Below are 24,087 nucleotides of genomic sequence, written 5' to 3'. Positions count from 1 at the left end.
AAGAACAGAAAGCACGGCAGATGATCACCAAGATTCTGGTTGCCAACCGCGGTGAGATCGCCCGCCGTGTCTTCACCACCTGCCGTCGGCTCGGTATCGGCACCGTCGCGGTGTACACCGACCCCGACGCCGGCTCACCGCATATCGCCGAAGCCGACACCCGAGTACGTCTGGACGGCCGCAACGGCTATCTGGACAGCGCCCAGTTGATTGCCGCAGCACAGGCATCCGGCGCCGACGCGATCCATCCCGGCTACGGATTCCTCTCGGAGAACCCCGACTTCGCGGACGCCGTCGAGCAGGCCGGGCTGATCTGGATCGGCCCGTCGGTGCCCGCGGTACAGGCCATGGGCTCCAAGATCGAGGCCAAGAAGCTGATGTCCGCCGCCGGCGTGCCGGTGCTGACCGAACTGCACCCCGACACCGTCACCGCCGACCAGCTACCGGTGCTGATCAAGGCGTCCGCCGGTGGCGGTGGCCGCGGCATGCGGGTGGTGCGCGAGTTGTCGGCGTTGCCCGCCGAGGTTGCCGCGGCCCAGCGGGAGGCGCAATCGGCGTTCGGCGACCCGACAGTGTTCTGCGAGCGCTACCTGGCCGGCGGGCACCACATCGAGGTGCAGGTGATGGCCGACGCGCACGGCACCGTGTGGGCGGTCGGGGAACGTGAATGCTCCATCCAGCGCCGCCACCAGAAGGTCATCGAGGAGGCCCCGTCACCGCTGGTGGAACGCACGCCCGGGATGCGCGACAAGCTCTACGAAGCGGCCCGGCTGGCCGCCGGCGCGATCGGTTACACCGGCGCCGGCACCGTCGAGTTCATGGCCGACCACCGGGGCGACTTCTTCTTCCTGGAGATGAACACCCGATTGCAGGTCGAGCATCCGGTGACCGAGGAGACCACCGGCCTGGACCTGGTCGAACTGCAGATCGAGGTGGCCGACGGGCGGCGCCTCGATCCGGATCCCCCTGCCGCCCATGGCCATTCGATCGAGGCCCGGCTGTACGCCGAGGATCCGGCGGAGAACTGGCAGCCACAGGCCGGCCCGGTGTACCGGTTCGGCGTCCCCGCCGCCCGCACACAGTTCAGCACGCTGGGCGGGCGCAGCGGGGTGCGGGTGGATTCCGGCATCGTCGACGGCTCGGTGGTCTCGGTGTTCTACGACCCGATGCTGGCCAAGGTCATCTCGTACGCACCGACCCGCGACCGCGCCGCAGCCATCCTGGCCGACGCCCTGGCCCGCACCCAGCTGCACGGCATCAGGACCAACCGCGATCTGCTGGTCAATGTGCTGCGGCACCGAGCATTCCGCGACGGCGACACCGACACCGCGTTCTTCGACACGCACGGCCTCGCCGAGTTGGCGACGGCGACCGCCGCGGCGACCGTCCCGTCCACGATGGCCGCCGCACTGGCCGATGCCGCATACAACCGCTCCACGGCAACGGTTTTCGCACCCGCGCCGAGCGGCTGGCGCAATCTCGCGTCGGGCTACCAGACCCGCGGGTACCGGGATGCCGGCGGCACCGAGCACGTGGTTCGCTACCGGTTCACCCGGGCCGGGGCCGAACTTCCCGACCATGCCGGGCTGTCCGTTGTCACCGCTACACCCGACCGGGTGGTGCTGGCCGTCAACGGGGTGGAGCTGCCGTTCGACGTGGCCCGCCACGGAGACGAGGTCTTCGTCGATTCCCCGCTGGGCGCCGCGCGACTGACCGTCCTGCCGCGTTTCCCGGACCCGGACGCCGCGGTCGCGCACGGTTCCCTGCTGGCCCCCATGCCCGGGTCGGTGGTGCGCGTCGGCGCCGCCGTCGGCGACACCGTCACGGCGGGCCAACCCCTGATCTGGCTGGAGGCCATGAAGATGGAACACACCATCGCCAGCCCGCATGCCGGCGTGCTCGCCGAACTCCACGTCGCGACCGGCCAGCAGGTCGACGTCGGCGCCGTACTCGCCCGTGTAGACACCCCCGAAGGAGAACAACCGTGAGCTTCATCGAGACCGAGGAACAGCGGGCGCTGCGCGACGCCGTCAAAGCGATGGCCGCCAACTACGGCCAGGACTACTACCTGGAGAAGGCCCGGGCAGGCCAGCACACCACCGAATTGTGGAGTGAGGCAGGCAAACTCGGCTTCATCGGGGTAAACCTCCCCGAGGAGTACGGCGGTGGCGGCGCGGGCATGTACGAGCTGAGCCTGGTCATGGAGGAAATGTCGGCAGCCGGGTCGGCGCTGCTGATGATGGTGGTCTCCCCCGCCATCAACGGCACCATCATCTCCAAGTTCGGCACCGAGGAACAGAAGAAACGCTGGATCCCGGGCATCGCCGACGGCTCCATCACCATGGCCTTCGCGATCACCGAACCCGACGCCGGGTCCAACAGCCACCGCATCACCACCACAGCGCGCCGCGACGGCAGCGACTGGATCCTGTCGGGACAGAAGGTCTACATCTCGGGTGTCGACCAGGCGCAGGCCGTGCTGGTGGTGGGACGCACCGAAGACCACAAGACCGGCAACCTCAAGCCGGCCCTGTTCGTGGTACCGATCGACACCCCCGGGCTGCACTGGACCAAGATCGAGATGGAGATCGTCAGCCCTGAGTTCCAGTTCCAGGTTTTCCTCGACGACGTCCGGTTGCCCGCCGATGCGCTGGTCGGCTCAGAGGACGCGGCCATTGCCCAGCTGTTCGCCGGGCTCAACCCCGAACGCATCATGGGTGCGGCCAGCGCGATCGGCATGGGGCGCTTCGCCATCAACAAGGCCACCGAGTACGTCAAGACCCGCCAGGTCTGGAAGACGCCGATCGGTGCTCACCAGGGCATCTCACATCCCCTGGCGCAGAACCACATCGAAATCGAACTCGCCAAACTGATGATGCAGAAGGCCGCCTCGCTGTATGACAGCGGTGACGATTTCGGGGCCGCCGAGGCGGCGAACATGGCCAAGTACGCCGCGGGTGAGGCGTCGGTGCGGGCGGTCGACCAGGCCGTGCAATCCCTCGGCGGCAACGGGTTGACCAAGGAGTACGGCATCGCCTCGGTACTGACCGCCTCGCGGCTGGCCCGCATCGCCCCGGTCAGCCGGGAGATGATCCTGAACTTCGTCGCCCAGACGTCGCTCGGCCTGCCCCGGTCGTACTGATGTCCGACACACTCGTCCACTACGACGTCGACGACGCCGTCGCGAGGCTCACGCTGGACTCCCCGCACAACCACAATGCGCTGTCCACCGCACTGGTCACCCAGTTGCGGGATGGGCTCGACCGCGCGGCGGACGCGCCGGGGATACGCGCCGTCGTGCTCGGGCACACCGGTAAGACGTTCTGTGCGGGCGCCGACCTGAGTGAGGCCACCGGCCGGGACCCGGGTGACCTCGCCGTGGATAGGGCCCGCGAGATGACGGTGGTGCTCCGCTCGATCCTGGAGTTGCCGATCCCGGTCGTCGCGGCGGTCGACGGGCATGTCCGCGCCGGCGGTATGGGCCTGATCGGTGCGTGCGATATCGCGGTGGCGGGGCCGGCCAGCACGTTCGCCCTGACCGAAGCCCGGATCGGGGTGGCGCCGTCGATCATCTCGTTGACCCTGTTGCCGAAGTTGACCGCCCGCGCGGCGGCCCGCTACTTCGTCACGGGTGAGAAGTTCGGTCCCGCCGAGGCCGCCGCCATCGGGCTCGTCACCACCGCCGCCGACGATGTCGGCGGCGCCGTGGCAGCCCTCACCGACGAGATCGCCAAGGGTTCGCCGCAGGGGCTGGCAGCCTCAAAAGCGCTGACCACGGCCAGCATCCTGGCCGACTTCGACCTGCACGCCGATGACCTCGCGGTGCAGTCGGCACGGCTCTTCGTCTCCGACGAGGCCCGCGAAGGCATGCTCGCCTTTCTGCAGAAGCGCACCCCGAACTGGCCGAAATGAACCGGACGAGGTCGACACAGCAAACATCGCTGCGCCGGACAATATTTGGCTGACGGTATTGCATGTACCGCCATTGGCCGTAGGCTCATCTCTGATGAGCACTTCAGCGCCGCGGAGCGGATCGATGCGGGCTGCCGACACCGACCGGATCCAGGTTGCGCAGTTGCTGACGGATGCCGCCGCCCAGGGTCGCCTGTCGCTGGAGGAGTACGAGACCCGGCTGGCGAAGGCCTATGCCGCGCAGACATGTGCCGAACTTGACCGCCTCAGCGCCGACCTCCCCGGGGGCAGTGCGACCGGCAAGGGTATCTGTCGACCGGCGCCGTCGACGCTGTTGCTGGCCATCATGAGCGGCTACGAACGCCGCGGCCGCTGGAACGTGCCCAAGAAGCTGACCACCTTTGCCCTGTTCGGCGGCGGCGTGGTCGACCTGCGCTACGCCGACTTCACCACCGCCGACGTGGAGATCCGCAGTTACTCGATCTTCGGTGGGCAGACCATCCTGGTGCCACCGGAGGTCAATGTCGACATCGGCGGCGTCGGCGTGATGGGCAGCTTCGACCACAGCATCGCGGGCAGCGGGACACCCGGCGGTCCCCGGGTGCGAGTCCGTGGTTTCTCGCTGTGGGGTTCCGTCGGTGTGAAACGCAAGAAGCGGCGCAGCCCGAGTTCCGAGTCCGACGGCTGAGCTACCGGCGCTCCGGCTGGATCGGCGTCACCGACGCTTCGGCCGGATTGGCGTCACCGACGCTTCGGCCGGATTGGCGTCACCGACGCCGTGAGGTCAGGTAGTCGCCGACCACCGCGGCACCGAGTCCGTCCAGATCGGGGACGACCACCCGGCCCTGCACCCGGCGCGCGACCTGATCGATGAACTTCGCCAGTCCGGGATCGTTGCCGAGCCGGAAGATGGTCACCTGCGCACCGAGCCGGGCCACCTCGTCGAAGCCCTTGACCGTGAACGCGATGGTGCGCCGGTGCGGCGGGTAGTCAAAGAAAACAGCAGAACCGCCTTCTGCGTCCCCGTAGTCCTCCAGGTGCGCGGTGGGTTCGCCGTCGGTGACGATCATGATGACCGGCTGCGCGTTCGGATGCCGGCGCAGGTGCCGGGTCGCCAGCGCCAGCGCGTGGTGCAGGTTGGTGCCCTGCTCGTAGACACCTTCCAGCCCGGTGAGTTCGGCCGCGCTCACCGTGCGGGCATACCGACCGAACGCGATGATCTGCAGATCGTCGGACCGGAACCGGGTGCTCACCAGATGGTTCAGCGCCAGCGCGGTGCGCTTCATCGGTAACCACCGATTCTCCATCACCATCGAGAAGCTGGTGTCCACCAACAGCGCCACGCAGGCCTGCGTGCGGGTCTCGGTTTCGGACACCTCGACATCGTCGACCGTGATGCGCAGCGGACCTTCGGCTGTGGTTCCGGCCGTGCGCAGCACGGCATTGGTCAACGTCCTCGTCACATTCCAGGGTTCGGTATCGCCGAACTCCCACGGCCGCGTCGCCCCGGTCAATTCCCCCGCCGCGCCGGCACGCTGGGTCTGGCGTTCCCCACTGCGCCCGGACAGCTGGCGCGCCACATCGCGAAGGGCGGTCTGGCCCAGCTGGCGCATGGCCTTTGGTGAGAGCCGCCACTTTCCGTCCGACCCACGGTCCAGGAAGCCCTGATTCATCAGTGCGCGCTCCAGATCGGCGAGCGTGCGGGCATTGACCGCCGCGTCCTCGCCGAGCTGACGGGCCAGGGCGTCCAGGTCGACATCTTCCATCGTCGCGCCCGCGTAGCTCTGCGACAGCTGCTCGGCCAACTGCTCCAGTTCGGCGATATCGGCCAGCGCCTGGGCGCCCTCCCCCATGCCCAGCGGGTCGCCGCCGGAGAACTCCTGCGAGCCCGTCCAGTCCTCGCCGGGTCGGGCTGCCTGCAGGTGCGAGTCCAACCGGTCCAGCGCATTCATCAGCGAGGGCGATCCGAAAGCCTGCTGCGCCAGGGCATCCAGCTCTGCACGCTGCTCCGCGGACAGACTGTTGCGGAAGCGCTGGGCCGCCGCGGCGCGCTTGGCCAGCGAGTCGATCAGCTCTTCCACGTTGCGCGGGTTCTCGGGGAAGTGCTGACCGTGCTTGGCCATGAAGTCCTGAAAATCCTGCTCGGAATCTTGTCCCTTGGCGTGTTTGTCGAGCAGGTTGTTGAGGTCGTCGAGCATCTCGTTGACGGCCTGGCGGTCCTCGTCGGTGGCGTTCTCCAGCGCTTGCTTCATCCCGGCGAAACGCTGATCGAGCATCTCGCGGCCGAGCAGATCCCGGATCTGCTCGTACTTCTGCCGCGCCTCCGGTGAGCGCCAGTCGTAGTCTGCGAGTTCCCGCACCGCCTTGGCCGGCGATGGCGACAGGGCCTCCATCTGCATCTCGCCGAAGCGGGCGTCGTCGTCGAGGGCACGGGCCAGTTCCTTGCGTTCGGCCAGCACCGCCTCGTCGAGCAGCTTCTTGATGTCCTGCAGGGTGCCGTCGAGATTGTTGCGCTGCAACAATTCCCGGCGCTTGCGGTTGGCTTCGGCGGCAAGCTTGTCCGCGCCCGTCATATTGCCGGTACCTCGGCGCAGCAGTTCGGACAGGGCGCGCCGCGGCGAGCTGCCCTCCATCACGTCCTGGCCGATCTGTTCGAGTGCCTCCCGAAGGTCGACCGGCGGCGCCAGCGGGTCCGGGCCGCCGGTGTATCGCGAATAGCGCGAGAGGTGTTTAGCCATATACGGTTTCGCCCTCACCTGAGGTCTTGTCGATCCGCTTCGCCAGGTACAGCGCTTCCAGGGCCAGTTCCACCGCGGCGGCGCGTTCCCCGTCGGTGCTCGCCCCGAGCCGTTCGGTGATCGCATCCAGTACGGGCAGATCCGGCAGAGCCGCCAGCACATCCTTGGCACTGACCCGTTCACCGGTGGTGACCGGGGAGCCCCCCTCGATCGCGGAGACCAACGGGCCGACGTCGATACCGCCGAGCGCGCGCGACGCGGTGTCGGCCGTCGCCCGGCGCAACAGGTGCTCCAGCACCACCTGCTCCCGGCCCTCTTCACCGGATTCGAATTCCAGTTTGCCGCGCAGCACGTCGATCACCGTGCCGAGGTCGACCACGCGGGCCACCGGCTCCTGCTCGCCCAGGATCGCGCCACGGTGCCGTGCGGAGGCGGCGACCGTTTCGGCCGCGGCGATCGCAAACCGGGCCGACACACCCGAACGCTGGTCGATGGCGGTGGATTCGCGAAGTGAGCGGGCGAACCGCGCGACGATCTGCAGCAGATAATCCGGCACCGGAGCACTCAGGTGCGCCTCCTGCTTGATGACGGCCACCTCCGCTTCCAGCTCCAGCGGATAGTGGGTGCGGATCTCGGCGCCGAACCGGTCCTTGAGCGGGGTGATGATGCGGCCGCGGTTGGTGTAGTCCTCGGGATTGGCGCTGGCCACGACGAGGACGTCAAGCGGCAGACGCAGCGTGTAGCCGCGGACCTGGATATCGCGCTCCTCCATCACATTGAGCATCGACACCTGGATGCGCTCGGCGAGGTCGGGCAGTTCGTTGACGGCGACGATGCCGCGGTGTGCGCGCGGGATGAGGCCGTAGGCGATGGTCTCCGGGTCACCGAGGCTGCGGCCCTCGGCCACCTTGATGGGGTCGATATCGCCCACCAGGTCGGCGACGCTGGTGTCGGGAGTGGCCAGCTTCTCGGTGTAGCGCTCGCTGCGGTGACGCCAGGAGATCGGGAGGTCGTCGCCGACCTCGGCGGCCCGCCGGATCGACTCCGGGGTGATGGGGCTGTACGGATGCTCACCGAGTTCGGAGCCGGTGATGACGGGCGTCCACTCGTCGAGCAGTCCGGCCAGTGAACGCAGGAGGCGGGTCTTGCCCTGCCCGCGTTCGCCGAGCAGAACGAAATCGTGCCCGGCGATCAGGGCCCGCTCGACCTTCGGCAGCACGGTGTCCTCGAAACCGAACAGACCCGGCCAGATATCGTCGCCGTCAGCGAGGCGAGTCAGCAGATTCTCCCGGATCTCCTGCTTGATTCCACGCTCTACGTGACCCGTTGCGCGCAGCTCGCCGACGGTACGGGGCAGATTGTTAGGTGACGTCACCACTCCACGCTACGACTGCTGCCGGGCAGCGGCATGGCCACCAGTGATTTCCACCGACGAGATACCCAGTACCATGGGTACCGTGAATTTGCTCGAATGGCATGATCGGCCGGATACCGTGCAGTTCGGCCCGGCATCCAGGCAATCCAAGCTTCTCGGTTTGCTGACCGCAATCTTCGTCCGGCCGGTGCTCGGCGCACTCACCGTCATCGGCCTGATCTTCAACAAGGTGTGGCCGGCCGGGCTGCAACGGGCGCGCCTCGATGTCATCGACCGGCCGCTGCGAGTCATTCGGCCCCTGCCCGGTACCGCGGTGACCAAAGAGGTCCTGCCGCACTGCACGGCGGAGTGGCTCGTCGCCCCGAACGCGCGGGACTCCGATCGTGTCATCGTCTACTTCCACGGGTCAGCCCTGGTCACCCTGGGGCTCAACTCGCACCGGCGCTTCGCCTCCAAGCTGTCGGAGGGCACCGGCGCGCAGGTGTTCAACGTCGGCTACCGGCTGGCCCCACAGGCCAGCATCGACGAGGCCGTCGAAGACGGATTGCACGCCTACCAGCACGTGCTCGCGCTGGGTTTCTCCCCGGACCGGGTGGTGTTCGCCGGTGATTCGGCCGGCGGTTTGATGGCGGCCGACACTGCACTCGCCGCGCGGGACGCCGGTCTGCCGGTACCCGCAGGTCACGTACTGCTGTCAGCCCTGACGTCCGCCGATATGCAGCTGAAGTACGAAGCCCTCAAAGAACACACGGACGTGCTGTTCCCGTTCATGACCGTCAAGTTCATCTACGACGTATTCGCCACCGTGAACGGCACGCGGCCGGTACCGGTCATGCCATCGGAGGCGAACATGAGCGGCCTGGGCCCCTTCCTGTTGCAGATCGGCACCAACGAGATGCTGCGCAATGACACCTTCACCCTCGCCGACCGGCTGCGGGCCGACGGTGTCCCGGCCTGGGTTCAGGTGTGGGACAAGGCCATGCACATGTTCCAGTTGTCGTTCGACGTGAACCCGGACGCGCGACGAGCGGTCGAGGAGATTGCGTCGTTCGTGGAGTACGTGACGACGGCGGCGCGCGACGAGGCGGTGTCCTAGCGTCGAATGGCCAGTTGTGACACGCGTTCTCGACTTTCACGGGTCATAACTGGCCAACGGGTTATGCACACCTGAGGATCCATCCACAGCCCGGACGTCGCGGAGCGACGACGCCGGAGATTTGTCTGCCCGCACCGACACCGTGGCGTCATGACGACACGTCCCATTCTCGGCACTGAGGCATTGACAGCCGGCACCGCTACCCGGCGAGCACTTCGCGGGAAATACCGTCCGGTGTACCGAAATGTCTATCTACCTGTACAAACCGAGCTGACTGCCGCAACCCGCGCTGAGGCCGCCTGGCTCTGGTCCGGCCGAAAGGCAATCGCCGCAGGATTGTCGGCGGCAGCACTTTATGGCACGCGATGGGTCGACGCCACCGAGCCCGCCGAGTTGTACCGAACCAACGGGAAACCCGTAAGTGGAATCCTCATCCACCGCGACACACTTCTGCCATGGGAGATCGGCTCCGCATCGGGTATCCCGGCGACCACGCCAGCTCGTACGGCATTCGATCTCGGACGTCGACCTGGCCGCACCCTCGCCGTGATACGCATCGACGCACTCGCCCAGTCGACCAGGCTGCGAGTCAGCGACATGCAGCCTCTCCTCGAGTGCCACCCTGGCCTACGCGGCGTGGTCCAGCTACGCAAAGTGCTCGACCTCGTCGATGGCGGTGCCGAATCCCCGCAGGAAACCAGAACCCGCCTGGTACTCACCGACGCGGGGTTGCCGCGACCCACGACACAGATCGTGGTTGCGCGCTACCGAATCGACATGGGTTGGGAGGAAGTGAAAGTCGGCGTCGAGTACGACGGCGATCAGCACTGGAAGGACCCGGCACAGCATGCTCGTGACATCGACCGGTTGGCCGATCTGGCTGCTCTCGGGTGGCGGATTATTCGCGTCAGCGCACAGATCCTGCGCTACCGCCAGCGTGTCATCCTGGCCCGAACGTGCGCAGCACTCGCGGAAGCAGGCGCCGATTGGCCAGTTATTGCACGCATTCTCGAATCTGGTGTGCAATAACTGGCCAGCCGGCCGTAGTACTAGTGCGCGAAGTGCCGCGCCCCGGTCAGGTACAAGGTGATGCCGGCCTTGGCCGCGGCCTCGGTCACCACGTCGTCACGCACCGAACCACCGGGATGCACAATCGCTTTCACGCCCGCGTTGGTGAGTGTCTCCAGCCCGTCCGGGAACGGGAAGAAGGCGTCGGATGCGGCGACGGCGCCCTTGACCCGGTCACCGCCACGTTCGACCGCCAACCGGGCGGCGTCCACTCGGTTGACCTGTCCCATACCCACGCCGACGGTGGCGCCGTCGGACGCGACCACGATGGCGTTCGATTTCACCGCACGGCAGGCGCGCCATGCGAACACTAGATCTGCCAATGTCGCGGGATCGGCGGGCGTGCCCGTCGCCAGCGTCCAGTTGGCCGGGTTGTCACCTTCGGCGTCCAGCACGTCGCGTTCCTGCAGCAGCAGCCCGCCGCTGATCTGACGGAATTCGACGCTGGACTCCTGCGGTTCGGACGCCACCAGGATGCGGATGTTCTTCTTGCCCGACAACACTTCCACCGCACCGGGCTCATAGGCCGGGGCGACGATCACCTCGGTGAAGATGTCGGCCACCGTCTGCGCCATCTCCACGCTGACGGTGGTGTTGGTCGCGATCACGCCACCGAAGGCCGAAAGCGGGTCGCACTCATGGGCTTTGCGGTGCGCATCGGCCACCGATACCGACGAGACCGCGATCCCGCACGGATTGGCGTGCTTGATGATGGCCACACAGGTCTGCTCGTGGTCGAACGCGGCCCGCCACGCGGCATCGGCGTCGGTGTAGTTGTTGTACGACATCTCCTTGCCGTGCAGTTGCTCGGCCTGCGCCAGGCCCGGCCATCCCGCATCGTTGCGGTACAGCGCCGCACCCTGGTGCGGGTTCTCGCCGTAGCGCAGCACCGCGGCACGCCGCCAGGTCGCACCGACCCATTGCGGCGGAGCATCCGGTGCTGCGCCCGCTTCCGGTGAGAGCACCGAACCCATCCAGCTGGCCACCGCCACGTCGTACTCGGCGGTGTGCCGGAAGGCCAACGACGCCAGACGCTTTCGCTCGGCGAGAGTGAATCCGCCGCCACGCACCGCAACCAGCAGACCCTCGTATCCGAGCGGGTCGACGACCACGGCCACGCTGGGGTGGTTCTTGGCGGCCGCACGCACCATGGACGGGCCGCCGATGTCGATCTGTTCCACGCACTCATCCGGTCCGGCGCCGGAGGACACCGTCTCGCTGAACGGGTACAGGTTGACCACGACGAGTTCGAAGGGGGCGATACCCAGGTCGGCCAGCGCCGACTCGTGCTCGGACTTGCGCAGATCCGCGAGCAGCCCGGCGTGCACCCTCGGGTGCAGGGTCTTCACCCGGCCGTCGAGCACCTCGGGAAACCCGGTGATGTCCTCGACCGGTGTCACCGGAACACCGGCCTCGGCAATCGTTTTCGCGGTCGAGCCGGTGGAGACGATGCTCACACCCGCCTCGTGCAGGCCGCGGGCCAGCGCCCCCAGACCGGTCTTGTCGTACACGCTGATCAACGCGCGCCGGATCGGCTTGCGTCCTTCATCGGTCACCACAGTCTCCTCAACATCCGAAGGTCGCCTTTCGCCCGTTCCAGGTGAGGCCGCGGGTAGCCACCGCGGCGAGCACGTCCACCAGCAGTCGACGTTCGACCACCTTGATGCGTTCGTGCAAAGTCTCTACGTTGTCATCATCGAGCACGGGGACGGCTTCCTGCGCCAGAATCGGCCCGGTGTCCATTCCGGCATCCACGAGGTGCACCGTGGCGCCCGTCACCCGCACGCCGTAGGCCAGTGCCTCAGCCACGCCCTGTGCACCGGGAAAAGACGGCAGCAGAGCCGGATGGGTGTTGACCACACGGCCGGAGAATCGCGAAAGAAACTCGGGCCCAAGAATTTTCATGAATCCCGCGCTGACGACGAGGTCCGGCTGATGGCCGGCGACCGCTTCGGTCAGCGCAGCGTCCCAGGAGGCCCGGTCGGCATGGTCACCCAGCCGCACGGTGAACGACGGCACCCCGGCTCCGGCGGCGATCTCCAGGGCGTGGCACGGCCGGTCGGTGCCCACCGCGACCACCGCACCCGGAAAGTCAGTGGCTGTGGCGGCCAGCAGCGATTCCAACAGGGAACCCGTCCCCGAGGCCAATACCACCAGCCGCGACGGTGCAGTCGGGGGCACTCGAAGCGTGGGCTGCACGCCCAGCAGCCTAGTCGGCCTGCTCGCGGGGCTTTTCGACCGGATCCCCGTCGGTGAGGAAGTGCTCTTCAGGATCCAGCAGTGGCGCATCCAGCGGCGGCTCGTCCGCCACCTCGACCGACTCGACGGCCCCGACCACCTCGGCGTCGATCGGCTCGCCGAGCACGACGACATCGGTGATGGCGTCGTCATCGGCGTCGAGTTCGGGTTCCGGTTCGGGCACCGCGACGGGTGTGACCGGTTTCGGCCGGCGTGCCAGACCGCCGGCCATCGCGACGGTCAGACCGCCGATCGAGAAGAACCACAGGAACACCGCGGGCCCGAAGGTGACCTGGTCCACCCCGACCTCGCCGAAGTTGCCCAGCCGGCCGCCGCCGGCGTAGCCGAGCAGCGCCATCACCACTGCGGCGAGTCCGGCCGCCACCACCAGCTTCGCGGCGGCTGTCGGCAACGGCAGCGGACGCCGCGCACACTGTTGGCCGAGTGCCACCGCCGAGACCGCGGCGACGATCAGCAGAGCGACCCAGATCGGTCCGAGTGGTGGCGTCGGGACGGCTGCCAGTACGGGGACCGCCGGGATGTCACCCCCCAGCACGACGAACGAGCTGAAGCTGGCCAGCCCGACATGTGCGGTCGACCCGACCGCCACGGCCGCGGTACCGACGATGACGTTGGGGATATAGAGCATCGAGAGCAGAGCCAGACTGAACTGGCCGAACATCGAGTCGGTGATCCCGAACAGGTCGTGCATGGTGCCCCAGTGCACCACCAGCGATCCGACCGCGACCACACCGGACAGGCCGAGCAGTGCCAGCACCCCGGCGCCGGCGGCGCGCAGCGCATCGGACACCCAACGCGGAATCCAGGGAACGGTCTGCACCTTCCCGGTGAGCAGGACGCCGATGGCCGCACCGATGGCATGCACCACGAGCACACCGGCGAAGGCACGCCCCGCACTCGGCGTCTGCAGTTCGGTCAGTACCGAGGATGCGTCGTGGATCACCGCCAGGGACAGCGCCGCGATCAGCAGCGGACCGCCCAGCGCGGAGGCCACCACCCAACGGATGACAAACCACGACGTCCGGGCCGAGGCGGCCGCGGTGGTGCGCGCGGTACCCCAGACCATCAGCAACACCGGCAGCAACGGCATGACACCGAGCTCGCGGCCGCCGATGGACACCGGCACCTGGTGCACCCCCAGCCACATGCTGGCGATGGCACCGAAGGCGCCCGTCATATCGCTGTTGGCGATGAGCAACTGCAGCAGCGTCACCGCGGCGATGATCCCGAGAGCGACGACCGACGGACCGAAGGCGACCCGGAGCAGGTCACGCGCCTGCCGGGTGCCGACTGATCGGTTCTCCACTAGCTGGGTCGCTCCTCGTGCACTGGGTCTACGCACGCCGTGTCCACATTGCTCGGGCGCGCGACGCCCAGACTACGACGGCGGCGGCCCGGCTTGCTGTGAGGACGCGGCCGGGGGTTGCTGCTGTGTCGGGACCGCGGTGGTCGGCTCGGACGAGCCGGCGGGTTGGGGCTGGCCGAACGCAGGAAACCCGGTGGGCGGGGTCGGCGGTCCGCTCTGCGGGCCGGGTGCTGGGACGGCGGAGAAACCACCGGTGTTCGAACCCTGGTAACCGCCGTACTGCGCCGGCGGCGCGTAACCGGGCCGGCCCTGCTGCGGCGGCGCCTGGGGCGCACCATAAGGCTGACCGGGCTGGCCCGGCTGGCCGTAGTACGGCGCACCGTACTGGCCGTAGGACTGCTCGTACCGCGGGCGCGGTTCCGGCGCAGCGATGATCCCGGACTCCAGCAGCAGCGCCGCGATGGCGGCACCGGCCTGCAGCACGGTGCTGATGATCACCAGGTACAACGCCCAGCCGATCGACACGCCCTGCGGCGCATTGATCACCTCGCCGAGCACCAGCAGGAACGACAGCAGCGCAACGGCCGCCACCACTCCGGTGGACACCTTCTGTTTGGGCAGCAGACCCACGGCGGCGATCAGACCGGCGAGCACCGAGGCGGCGACGGCCAGGCCGATGCCGATGGTGCTTCCGCTGGCGCTGCCGAACTGCGGGAAGTCCGAGCTCTTGATGGTCAGCAGCGGCCCGAAGTTGAACGCGTAGGTCGCCAGTCCGAGCACGGTGACCGCGGCGAACAGGTAGACCGGCAGCTTGGACGGCCCGGCCGGATCGGCGACCCTTCCGTACTGCTGGGTCGGAGCACCGTACTGGCTGCTCTGCTGGGCGGGCGGATATCCGGGACTACCGGGTGGGTAAGTCATGACTCTCCTGTGTCAGCGATCTCGACCACCCACGCTAGCGCACCCAGGTGTGAGCGACCCTAAGCCGATACGAGCACCGGAGCATCGATTGTGTCCTGTTCGGATGCCTCGATTTCGCGGACCAGGGGCAGCACGTGCTTGCCGAAGTACTCGATCTCCTCCTGGAAGTGGAGGAAGCCGCCGAGAATCAGATCGGCGCCGCGTTTGCGGTACTCGGCGATCCGCTCGGCGATCTGCTCGGGAGTTCCGATCAACTGGGTGCGGAACCCGTCGTTGTACTGAACGAGATCCTCGAACGACGAATCGGCCCACATACCCTTCTTGTCGCCGGTCGAGTTGCCCGCCTGCTGCACCGCCCCGCGGAACCCTTCCACCGCCGGCTTGTTGGCCTTGGCGATGATCTCGCGCAGGGTCTCGCGCGCCTCCTTCTCGGTATCGCGGGCGATGATGAACCCGTTCAGGCCGAACTTCACCTCCCGTCCCGCCGCGCGGGCATGATCGCGCACCTCGACCACCTGCTCGGTGAGGCCCTGGTAGTCCTTACCGTTGGAGAAGTACCAGTCCGCGTAGTAGCCGCCGTTACGCCGCGCGGCAGTGGAGTTGCCGCCCTGGAACAGTTCCGGATTCGGACGCTCAGGGGTGTTGAGCGGTTTGGGCTTCAGGGTGAAGTCGTGGATGCGGTAGAAGTCGCCACGGAAATCGACATCATCCTCGGTCCAGATCTTGCGCAGCACCTGCAGGAACTCCGCGCTGCGCCGGTAGCGCTCATCGTGCTCCAGCCACGGCTCACCCAGATGGGTGAACTCGTCCTTGAACCAGCCGGAGACGACGTTGACGGCGAACCGCCCGTTCGAGAGGTGATCGGCCGTGGCGCCCAGCTTGGCCAGCACCGCCGGCTGCCACAGCCCCGGATGCACCGCCGCGATCACCTTCAACCGCTCGGTGGCCAACAACAACGCCAGGCTGAAACTCGTCGACTCGTGCTGATACTCCGCGCCGTAGCTGGCCTCGTAGCGCACCTGCGACAGCGCGTACTCGAACCCGTTGTTCTCCGCGGTCTGAGCCAGCTTCTTGTTGTACTCGTAGTTCCAGTCGGTGCGCTGCTCGATATCACTGGTCACCAAACCACCGCTGACATTGGGCACCCAATAGGCGAACTTGATGTGATCGGCAATCCGTTCAGTGGTCATGGCGTGTGATTCAATCCCGCTGCGACCAGGACGTCACGGGTAACGATCTGCGTGAACCTAAGAATCCACCCCGCGCTTGCGCTGGCAGACTAGAACACGTTCTAATTCTTGCCATGGACTATGGGCTCGTACTCTTCACCAGTGACCGCGGCATCACCCCGGCGGCTGCGGGCAAACTCGCCGATGATCACGGTTTCACCACCTTCTACGTGCCCGAACACACCCATATCCCGATCAAGCGGGAAGCCGCGCACCCGACCACCGGCGACGAGTCCCTGCCCGACGACCGCTACATGCGCACCCTGGATCCATGGGTCTCCCTCGGCGGGGTGGCGGCCGTGACCGAGCGGGTGCGCCTGTCCACCGCGGTGGCCCTGCCCGTCGAACACGATCCGATTACGCTGGCCAAGTCGGTCGCCACGCTGGACCACCTGTCCGGCGGACGCGTCAGTCTGGGCGTCGGATTCGGCTGGAACACAGACGAACTCGCCGACCACAAGGTGCCGCCGGGCCGGCGCCGGACGATGCTGCGCGAGTACCTGGAGGCGATGCGTGCGCTGTGGACGCAGGAAGAAGCCGAGTACGACGGCGAGTTCGTCAACTTCGGACCGAGCTGGGCGTGGCCCAAGCCGATGCAGTCACACATCCCGGTACTGGTCGGCGCCGCGGGCAACGAGAAGAACTTCAAGTGGATCGCGAAGTCGGCCGACGGCTGGATCACCACGCCGCGCGACTTCGACATCGACGCGCCGGTGAAGCTGCTGCAGGACACCTGGGCCGCCGCCGGACGCGACGGGGCACCCCAGATCGTCGCGCTCGACTTCAAGCCGGACGCCGAGAAGCTGGCGCACTGGCGCGACCTCGGCGTCACCGAGGTGCTGTTCGGCCTGCCCGACAAGCCCGAGGCGGAAGTCGGTGCCTACGTCGAGCGCCTCGCAGGCAAGCTCGCCACCCTCGTCTAGAGGTTGCTGGAGGCTGTCAGAAGGTAACCTCGCGCCGACGTTTCGGTGGCCTCCGAGTGAACACCAATCGACCGGGGCATGGCCGGACTCACAGGATGTTCACTGGTTGAGGCCCAACGATGCTCGCATGTCAGTCGCCCCGCTCCCGGACGAATACGAGTACGGGTACAAGGTCAGTGTCCCCACCCGGCCGGTGCTCGTGGCCGCCCGGAGGTCGCATCCCGGCACGGCCGATGCCGCCCAGGCGCGCCTGTTCGCGGCGCTGCTGGAGGCCGAGATCGCCGAACTCAGCGCTTATGCCATCGCCGCCGAGGAGAAGTGGATGCGCAGCCACCCGGCAGAGGCCAAACGCCCGGATGGTTTGTCCCGCCAGCACGCCCGCGTCGACGAGGCTCGACGACTGCTGGCCGCGTTGACTGAGCGTTTCCTGCTCAGCTGAGCGAATTCGGATCAGCGGGAATGGAATTCGGCCGCCGACCACCAGCTGCGCACCGACGGCAACGGCCTGCCGGCCGGCTCGAGTTTGCTGGCACCGGCGAGGCCTCAAGCCAGCGTTGCGCGGTTGCCCTTCTCGGTCGGTCGCACCGAGATCCGGGCGCCCAGGGGCTCGCCCTCGGACAGCAGCGCCACCAGCGCCTCATCCGTGGTGGTGGCCAGGAATCGAGATCCGTCGGCGTCCAGGCGGCCGACGATGATGCCGGTGTGCGGCGTCCAGTCGTAGCGCACCGTATAGGTCTCGATGGTCGCGGCCCCGTCGGCCTGTTCGGTGACGGCGACGGCCGGGAACGCGGCGACCTCGGCCTGCAGGTCGGCGCTGCGATCGGCCACCCAGTCGGCGGGTTCGGTGGAGTAGATCCCGACCGAGTACTTGCTCGCGATGCCGCCGTTGGCGCCCACCAGTGCGAATCGCCCTGGTGTATCCCGCATTTCATTGACCGCCTCGGCGATACCGTGCAGTGAGTAGTTGTTGCCGGGGCCGCCGAAGAAGGGCAGCCCGCCCGTCAGCGTCAGGCCGCGCTCGTCTTCTGCGGACAGGCCCACCCCGTCGCAGATGTTGAACACGGGGAACGCGAAGCAGCTGTAGAGGTCGAAGGCCGCGATGTCGTCGATACCGATACCGGCCACCCGCAGTGCCTCGTTCACCGCGAGAATCGAGGCAGGGCTGGCGCCCAGGTCGGCCCGCTCGAGCAGCTTCTGCTCTTTCATATCGGCGTGTCCGCGCAAGTACACCCATTTGTCTTCGGGCACACCGAGTTCGCGCGCCGAGCCCACCGACATGAGCAGTGCCGCAGCCCCCTGGTTCACCTGGTCGCGCGCCACCATCAGCCGCGGGTAAGGGTCGCAGATCATCCGGTTGGCGGCCGTGACGGTGGCCAGTTCGTCCACGGATCGTTCCGTCGGCGCCGACGAATACGGGTTCTTGCCGGCGACTTTGGAGAACGGTGCGAACAGTTCGGCCATCGCCTGCCGGTAGTCCGCGACCGACAGACCCAGCCGGGCCCGCCGCGCGTTCTCCAGCAGCCCGTACTGCACCGGGGCACCGATCAGGCCGTGTGTGACCGTGTACTCGTCGAAGATGCCGTCATAGCCATAGCCGCGATCTTCCAGTTGCCCGCCGACGACCTCGGAATGGTCGGGCTTGTCCTCGCGGTCGGCGAAATACCGGAGACTGGAGGTGTTCTCGGATCCCATCACCAGGACCACATCGGCCTCGCCGGCGGCGATGGCGGCGGCGAACTCGGTGATCAGGTGCTGCGGGCTCTGGCCGCCGATGACCTCGAGGACGGCGCGGGCCGGGTCGGCGCCGATCCGGGCCGCGACCGAGCGCGGGTAGTTGTCGGACTTGCCCAGCGGTGCCGGTGTGCGCCCGGAGATCTCGAACTGGCGGGTTCCGGCGATGATGTCGATGGCCGCGGCGACGGTCGTGGGGTCGGCATCGGTGTTCTCCAGGGCAGCCTGCGCGGCCGCGGCGGCCAGGTCGACCGAGGACATCCCGCGGTATCCGGAATCGCCGAGGCGTTCGGTGAACTGCCCTACGCCGACGATGACGGGGGTGCGTGGATCGACCATGACGATTCTCCTGACACGTGTTAATTCGCCAGGCTAACGGAAAAGGGGAACACGTTCCAGTTCGTCACCGGTGACATTGCCGCCGAACCGGGTATCCCTGGATCATGGCCCGCGGCGAGCACCCACAGCGCACCCCGTTCTACGGGGCATGCCTGCTCTTGGCCGCATTCCTGTCCTGTTGGCTGGCAGCCTCGGTACACATCGCCTGGGTGTCGGCCCTGATCTACGCGGCAGCGGCCGTCGCGGCCTGCGTCGGCGTGGTCATGACGCTGCGCGACTACGGCTGATTTCTACGTCATCATTGATGTACGCCTACTTCGACGTACATCATTTCCGACGTATACTCGCCGGGTGTCGTGGCCGATTCGTCCGATGTCCCTGGTGGTGGGCGGCGTGGTGCCGCCCGAGAACGTTGTCGGCCGCATCCGGGAGCAGCAGGAGATCCTGGCCAGCCTCCCCGACGGCGGTGCCGCGCTGGTGGGCGACCGCAGACACGGGAAGACCTCCCTCTCCCGCCTGGTGGCCCACACCGCCCGCGACAGCGGTTTGACGGTGATAGCGGTGAGCGCCGAACGGCAGTCGTACGCCGAGTTCATCTCCGCCCTGGCGGGTGAACTCGGCCGCCTCGACACCACGTTGCGCCAGGAGGTCGAGCGCTGGAAGATCGCGTTCGGCACGGGCCCGGTGCGATTTGAGCGGGCCCGCGCCGAAGCCGCGCTCGACGACCTGCTGCAACGCGCGGTGAGCCGCACCCGAGTCGGGCCGTTGGTCCTGTTCATCGACGAGGTCACGGTACTGGCCCGCAACTTGGAGCGCGAAAAGGTAGGTGGCGGTGACGGTTTCCTGCATCTCCTGCGCCGACTGCGGCAGGACCATGCCGGACGGCTGGCCACCGTACTCTCGGGATCGATTGGGTTTCACCATGTTTCCGGTGAGGCCCTGAGTTCGGTCAACGACATCCGCAAGGTCACCGTCGGGCCGATCCGCCACGACCACGCCACCTACCTGGCCGAATGCCTGTTGCTGGGGGCTCAGGTCGAGGTCAGCGACCGGCCACAGGTCGGGGCCGCCATCGCCACCGCAGCCGAGTGCGTGCCGTACTACATCCAGCATCTGGTCGCCGCGGCCGCCCGGCTCGGCGAGCCGGTGAACGCCGACCGCATCCGACTGCTCCTGGACTCCGCCATCACCGACCCGCACGACCCTTGGGATCTGCGCCACTACCGGGACCGGTTGCGCAACTACTACGGGGAGGACGCGCCGGCCATCGCCGGCCTGCTCGACATCTATGCGCACGCACCAGAGCCTCTGGGCGTCGAGGCGGTACTGCAGCTGCTGCGCAGCGAGGGCTCCCCGGTGCGCGAGCGCGATCAGTTGGTGTCCTTCATCGAACGCCTGGAGCAGGATCACTACCTGCGCAGGCGCGGTGATGATGACACGTTCGCCTCCGGACTGGTCCAGCGCGCCTGGCGGGCCTTGCGGAGATGACGCGATGAACGCTCCCCTCTACAGCCCGGGTGCCGCCGACGCCGGAGACCTCGACACGCGCACCGTCGGTCGCCAAGCCCTGTTGTCACGGCTGGTCCAGCGTTTCGGTACCGCCTCGAACGACGGATCCCGCCCACACACGCTGCTCGTCGGGCCTCGCGGCAGCGGTAAGACGCACACCGTCCGTGTCACTCTGCACCGCACCCTGGGCTCACACACCGAAGATGTACTGCCCCTGATCATTCCGGAAGACGCCCTCGCCATCGGCAACTACGGCGACCTGCTCGTCGAACTGCTGCGGACACACGATCCGACCGCCAAGGACCTCAGGGGTGACGTCGTCGCCCTCGAGCGGGCCATCCTCGACATCGCCGGCGGCAGGATGGTGCTGGCCGTCATCGAGAATCTGGACCGCGTGTTCGATGCGATCGGCGAGGCGGGCCAGGGCAGCTTGCGGGCCTGGGTCGAAACATCGACCGCGGTCACGATTTTCGCCACCACGCCGGCGCTGTTCCCGGGGGTCTCCTCGCGCACGCTGCCGTGGTACGGCTCCTTCATCATCGAGGAGCTGGGCGATCTCGACACCGCTGAGGGAGCCCAGCTCATCGCCCGGGCGGCCCATGACCGCGGGGACGACGAACTGGCCGGCTATGCGGTATCGCCGGACGGGTTGCACCGCCTCGGAGAGATCGCGGCGATGGCCGGCGGGACACCGCGGTTGTGGCGCCTGGTCGCCGAGGTTGCCGACCGCGACAGCTTGTCCGCGATGACACCGGTGATCACCGCCCTGCTGGACCGGCTCTCCCCCGTCTACCAGCAGCGACTCTGGCAGCTACCGGCGGGTGAACAGCGCCTGGTGGTCGAGATCGCCCGTGCCGACGGGCCACGCACGGTATCCGATCTGGCTGCAGCCGTGGGTGTTTCGAGCCAGACCGCGTCGGCGGCGCTGGGCCGCCTGGTGACCGCACGCTGGGTGGTGGCCACCAAATCCGATGCGGGCGACCGCCGCGCCACCTGGTACGACCTCACCGAACCCCTCGTGCGTCACGTGGTGCGTTATCGGGAGGGACGGCTCACTCCTTGACGAGCATGTCACTTAGTGACACAGTGGAGTTGTCACTAAGTGACAGGAATGGGGGTGGTGCAGATCGCCGACAAACAGGCTCAGGCCCGCTTGAATGTGTCGAGGCGAGCCGCCGCGCTCTTCTGGGAACAAGGAGTCGCCGCCACCAGCGGTGACGATATCGCCGCTGCCGCAGGCCTTTCCACCAGAACCATCTGGCGCTACTTCCGCTCCAAGGAGAGCTGCGTCGAGCCCCTGCTGGCCAAATCGGCGGAACGATTCCTCGATTCGGCGCGCCGCTGGCCGCATGAGCTGTCCCTCATCGAACACCTCGCGGCCGAGGCCATCGAGTATCCCCTGTCACCCCAGGACATCGAGGACGAGATCGCGGCGCTGCGGATCGCCACGCTGTCGGGTACCGATCCCGCGCTGCGGACCGCCTATCTCATGGTGCACGACGAGATGGAGCGCGGTCTGATCCCGGTGATCGCCGACCGGCTCGGCGTGCCGGACGACCATCTCTCCGCACGGCTCTACGCCGCCACGGTCACCGGCGCGTTCCGCGTCATCGACGAGGACGTCGGCCACACCGTCATCGTCGAAGGCAAGCCGGTCAGCCAGGACGAGGCCTACGCACTGATCGACCGAGCCATCAAGGAAGCCACCGACGGCCGCATCGGCGGACCCGTGCGGCGCTGACCCACTCTGCCCAATTCATTACGAGCCCACATCACGGTGGGCCCGTCGACCCAGCGCGCCCCGAGAAAGGACAACCGTGTCCACCCACATCACCGTCGAGGAGTTCTTCCGCCCGCCCGAGCGCACCGCGGCGACCATCTCCCCCGACGGCACCCGCCTGGCCTATCTGGCACCGTGGCGCAACCGCCTCAACGTCTGGGTGCAGAGCCTGGACACCGACGAGCCCGCGCGCTGTGTCACCGCCGACGACACCCGCAGCGTGTACATCTACCGATGGACCCACGATCCGCGCTGGCTGCTGTACATGCAGGACACCGGTGGTGACGAAAACTGGCACCTGCACCGCATCGATCTCGACGACCCGTCTGCCCCCGCGGTCGACCTCACCCCGTTTCCCGGCACCCGCGCTGATTTCGAGGTGCTCAAGGGGCGGCCCGGCAAGGCGGTCGTCCAGCTCAACAAACGCAATCCCGAACTGTTCGACGCCTACGAAATCGATATCGCCACTGGTGAGCTGACGCTGCTGGCCGAAAACCCCGGCACCGTTGTCGGTTGGCTCAGCAGCCAGACCGGCGACCTGTTCACCAATACGCTGACGGCCGACGGCGACGTCGAACTGTCACGCTGGGATCCGACGGCAAAAGCGTTGCGCCCCATCAAGACCTATGACGGTATGGACCATCCGCTCGGTATCCATCCCGTCGCCGTCACGTCGGACGGGACCGGACTGTGGCTCGGTTCCAACGAAGGCTCCGACCGCACCCGGCTGGTCCGCGTCGATGTCGCCACCGGCGCCGAGACCGAGGTCGACAGTCACCCCACCCTCGACCTGGCCGCGCAGATGGTGCTGCCCTCACCGCTCATCCGCAGTGCACGCACGGGTGAGCTGATCGGAGCCCGCTACTACGGGGAACGTCAGGTGATCCACGCGCTGGACCCGGAGTTCGCCGACGTATTGGGCGCTTTGACCGCGCTCTCCGATGGTGACCTGGCCGCCATCTCGTCCGACGACAGCGGACGGCGCTGGGTGGTGAGCTTCACCCACGACCGCGACCCCTGGGCCACTTACCTTTACGACCACTCCACCGGCGAGCACCGGCTGCTGTTCCGGCCCTACCCGCACCTGGACCCCGATGCGCTGACCCCGATGCGGGCGGTCACCATCCCCGCCCGGGACGGACTGCCGCTGCACGGCTACCTCACCCTGCCGGCCGGAACGGAACAGACGAACCTACCGCTGGTGCTGCTGGTGCACGGCGGGCCGTGGGCGCGGGACTGCTGGGGTTATCAACCCGACGTGCAACTGCTGGCCAACCGCGGATATGCGGTGCTGCAGGTCAACTTCCGCGGGTCGACGGGCTACGGCAAGGCGTTCGTCCAGGCCGCCATCGGCGAGTTCGCCGGCAAGATGCACGACGACCTGATCGACGCCGTCGGCTGGGCCGTGGCGCAGGGTATCGCGGACAGGGACCGGGTGGCGATCTTCGGCGGTTCCTACGGCGGGTACGCGGCGCTGGTCGGCGTGACCTTCACCCCGGACGTCTTCGCCGCGGCCATCGACTATGTCGGCATCTCCAGCCTGCCCAACTTCATGCGGACCCTGCCGAATGTCGCCCGACCCTTCCTGGCGAACAACTGGCACCGCTATGTCGGCGACCCGTCGAATCCGGCGCAGGAGGCCGATATGCTGGCCCGCTCGCCAATCACCAAGGTGGATGCCATCCGCACCCCACTGTTGATCGTCCAGGGCGCCAACGATTCTCGGGTGGTGCAGGCCGAGTCCGACAACATGGTGGCCGCCCTGCGCGACCGCGGGGTCGAGGTCGAGTACATGGTCAAGGACGACGAGGGGCATGGATTCCTCAACCCGGACAACCAGATCGACATGTACCACGCGGTGGAACGGTTTTTGGCGGCTCACCTCTGACTCGCGAAAAGAC

General features: G+C 67.5%; 21 protein-coding genes. 13 read left to right on the top strand and 8 right to left on the bottom strand.

Going from position 1 to position 24,087, the window contains the following annotated elements; translation table 11 throughout:
* Positions 1-20 precede the first annotated feature (20 nt).
* The 4 genes from QN239_RS07825 to QN239_RS07810 all read left to right on the top strand — a co-directional run bounded on the left by QN239_RS07825 (position 21) and on the right by QN239_RS07810 (position 4,600).
* Positions 21-1,988, top strand: a complete 1,968-nt coding sequence (locus QN239_RS07825) for an acetyl/propionyl/methylcrotonyl-CoA carboxylase subunit alpha (protein WP_499009296.1) — start codon at positions 21-23, stop codon at positions 1,986-1,988.
* Positions 1,985-3,142 (top strand): acyl-CoA dehydrogenase family protein, encoded by a 1,158-nt coding sequence (locus tag QN239_RS07820; RefSeq protein ID WP_090354925.1) that lies wholly within the window; start codon positions 1,985-1,987, stop codon positions 3,140-3,142. The genes QN239_RS07825 and QN239_RS07820 overlap by 4 nt, the downstream gene beginning before the upstream one ends.
* Positions 3,142-3,912, top strand: coding sequence for an enoyl-CoA hydratase family protein (locus QN239_RS07815; RefSeq protein WP_499009293.1), 771 nt, complete (start codon positions 3,142-3,144; stop codon positions 3,910-3,912). The genes QN239_RS07820 and QN239_RS07815 overlap by 1 nt, the downstream gene beginning before the upstream one ends.
* Before the next feature lie 94 nt (positions 3,913-4,006).
* Positions 4,007-4,600: a DUF1707 SHOCT-like domain-containing protein gene (locus QN239_RS07810; protein WP_187096832.1), complete on the top strand. Its 594-nt coding sequence runs from the start codon at positions 4,007-4,009 to the stop codon at positions 4,598-4,600.
* Between the two features lie 79 nt (positions 4,601-4,679).
* Here QN239_RS07810 and QN239_RS07805 read toward each other — a convergent pair whose 3' ends face one another.
* Positions 4,680-6,650, bottom strand: a complete 1,971-nt coding sequence (locus tag QN239_RS07805; RefSeq protein WP_499009290.1) for a VWA domain-containing protein — start codon at positions 6,648-6,650, stop codon at positions 4,680-4,682.
* Positions 6,643-8,028, bottom strand: a complete 1,386-nt coding sequence (locus tag QN239_RS07800) for a sigma 54-interacting transcriptional regulator (protein ID WP_499009286.1) — start codon at positions 8,026-8,028, stop codon at positions 6,643-6,645. Before QN239_RS07800 ends, QN239_RS07805 begins: the two co-directional genes overlap by 8 nt.
* A gap of 70 nt (positions 8,029-8,098) precedes the next feature.
* On the opposite strand from QN239_RS07800, the gene QN239_RS07795 reads away from it, so the two are divergent.
* Together QN239_RS07795 and QN239_RS07790 are read left to right on the top strand one after the other, a co-directional pair.
* Entirely contained in the window at positions 8,099-9,121 is a 1,023-nt protein-coding gene (locus QN239_RS07795) for an alpha/beta hydrolase (protein WP_499009282.1), read from the top strand.
* 150 nt (positions 9,122-9,271) lie between these two features.
* Positions 9,272-10,150, top strand: a complete 879-nt coding sequence (locus tag QN239_RS07790; protein ID WP_499009279.1) for an endonuclease domain-containing protein — start codon at positions 9,272-9,274, stop codon at positions 10,148-10,150.
* A gap of 20 nt (positions 10,151-10,170) precedes the next feature.
* On the opposite strand, the gene purH is transcribed toward QN239_RS07790, so the two are convergent.
* From purH to sfnG, 5 genes are all read right to left on the bottom strand, one after another.
* Entirely contained in the window at positions 10,171-11,745 is a 1,575-nt protein-coding gene (gene purH / locus QN239_RS07785) for a bifunctional phosphoribosylaminoimidazolecarboxamide formyltransferase/IMP cyclohydrolase (protein WP_499009273.1), read from the bottom strand.
* 10 nt (positions 11,746-11,755) lie between these two features.
* Positions 11,756-12,388, bottom strand: coding sequence for a phosphoribosylglycinamide formyltransferase (gene purN, locus QN239_RS07780; protein WP_499009270.1), 633 nt, complete (start codon positions 12,386-12,388; stop codon positions 11,756-11,758).
* Positions 12,389-12,398: 10 nt separating this feature from the next.
* Positions 12,399-13,754, bottom strand: coding sequence for a cell division protein PerM (locus tag QN239_RS07775; protein ID WP_499009266.1), 1,356 nt, complete (start codon positions 13,752-13,754; stop codon positions 12,399-12,401).
* Positions 13,755-13,826: 72 nt separating this feature from the next.
* On the bottom strand, positions 13,827-14,675 hold the full coding sequence (locus tag QN239_RS07770) for a DUF5336 domain-containing protein (protein WP_499009262.1): 849 nt from the start codon (positions 14,673-14,675) through the stop codon (positions 13,827-13,829).
* Between the two features lie 59 nt (positions 14,676-14,734).
* A complete protein-coding gene (sfnG, locus tag QN239_RS07765) occupies positions 14,735-15,865 on the bottom strand; it encodes a dimethylsulfone monooxygenase SfnG (protein WP_499009259.1) in 1,131 nt (376 codons plus the stop codon).
* 113 nt (positions 15,866-15,978) lie between these two features.
* Here sfnG and QN239_RS07760 point away from each other — a divergent pair, with 113 nt between their 5' ends.
* A complete protein-coding gene (locus tag QN239_RS07760) occupies positions 15,979-16,827 on the top strand; it encodes an LLM class F420-dependent oxidoreductase (protein ID WP_499009257.1) in 849 nt (282 codons plus the stop codon).
* 127 nt (positions 16,828-16,954) lie between these two features.
* Positions 16,955-17,266, top strand: coding sequence for a hypothetical protein (locus QN239_RS07755; RefSeq protein WP_090354909.1), 312 nt, complete (start codon positions 16,955-16,957; stop codon positions 17,264-17,266).
* Positions 17,267-17,370: 104 nt separating this feature from the next.
* Here QN239_RS07755 and QN239_RS07750 read toward each other — a convergent pair whose 3' ends face one another.
* Positions 17,371-18,897 carry an acetyl-CoA acetyltransferase gene (locus QN239_RS07750; RefSeq protein ID WP_499009253.1) on the bottom strand — a complete coding sequence of 509 codons (1,527 nt, stop codon included), beginning with the start codon at positions 18,895-18,897 and terminating at the stop codon, positions 17,371-17,373.
* 104 nt (positions 18,898-19,001) lie between these two features.
* Here QN239_RS07750 and QN239_RS07745 point away from each other — a divergent pair, with 104 nt between their 5' ends.
* The 5 genes from QN239_RS07745 (at position 19,002) to QN239_RS07725 (ending at position 24,074) form a co-directional block, all read left to right on the top strand.
* Positions 19,002-19,184, top strand: a complete 183-nt coding sequence (locus QN239_RS07745; protein WP_499009251.1) for a hypothetical protein — start codon at positions 19,002-19,004, stop codon at positions 19,182-19,184.
* Positions 19,185-19,269: 85 nt separating this feature from the next.
* Positions 19,270-20,385, top strand: coding sequence for an ATP-binding protein (locus tag QN239_RS07740; RefSeq protein WP_499016655.1), 1,116 nt, complete (start codon positions 19,270-19,272; stop codon positions 20,383-20,385).
* 4 nt (positions 20,386-20,389) lie between these two features.
* On the top strand, positions 20,390-21,469 hold the full coding sequence (locus QN239_RS07735; RefSeq protein ID WP_499009247.1) for a MarR family transcriptional regulator: 1,080 nt from the start codon (positions 20,390-20,392) through the stop codon (positions 21,467-21,469).
* 48 nt (positions 21,470-21,517) lie between these two features.
* Complete coding sequence (locus QN239_RS07730; RefSeq protein WP_499016652.1) at positions 21,518-22,147, top strand: TetR/AcrR family transcriptional regulator; 630 nt, start codon at positions 21,518-21,520, stop codon at positions 22,145-22,147.
* A 76-nt stretch (positions 22,148-22,223) separates the two neighbouring features.
* Positions 22,224-24,074, top strand: coding sequence for a S9 family peptidase (locus tag QN239_RS07725; RefSeq protein ID WP_499009244.1), 1,851 nt, complete (start codon positions 22,224-22,226; stop codon positions 24,072-24,074).
* The last annotated feature ends 13 nt before the right edge of the window (positions 24,075-24,087 follow it).

The sequence above is a fragment of the Mycolicibacterium sp. Y3 genome (assembly GCF_051188035.1).
In the GTDB taxonomy this organism is placed as follows: domain Bacteria; phylum Actinomycetota; class Actinomycetes; order Mycobacteriales; family Mycobacteriaceae; genus Mycobacterium; species Mycobacterium fluoranthenivorans.
Note: the sequence above shows the minus strand (reverse complement) of the source record. Positions and strands in the feature narration are given on the sequence as shown.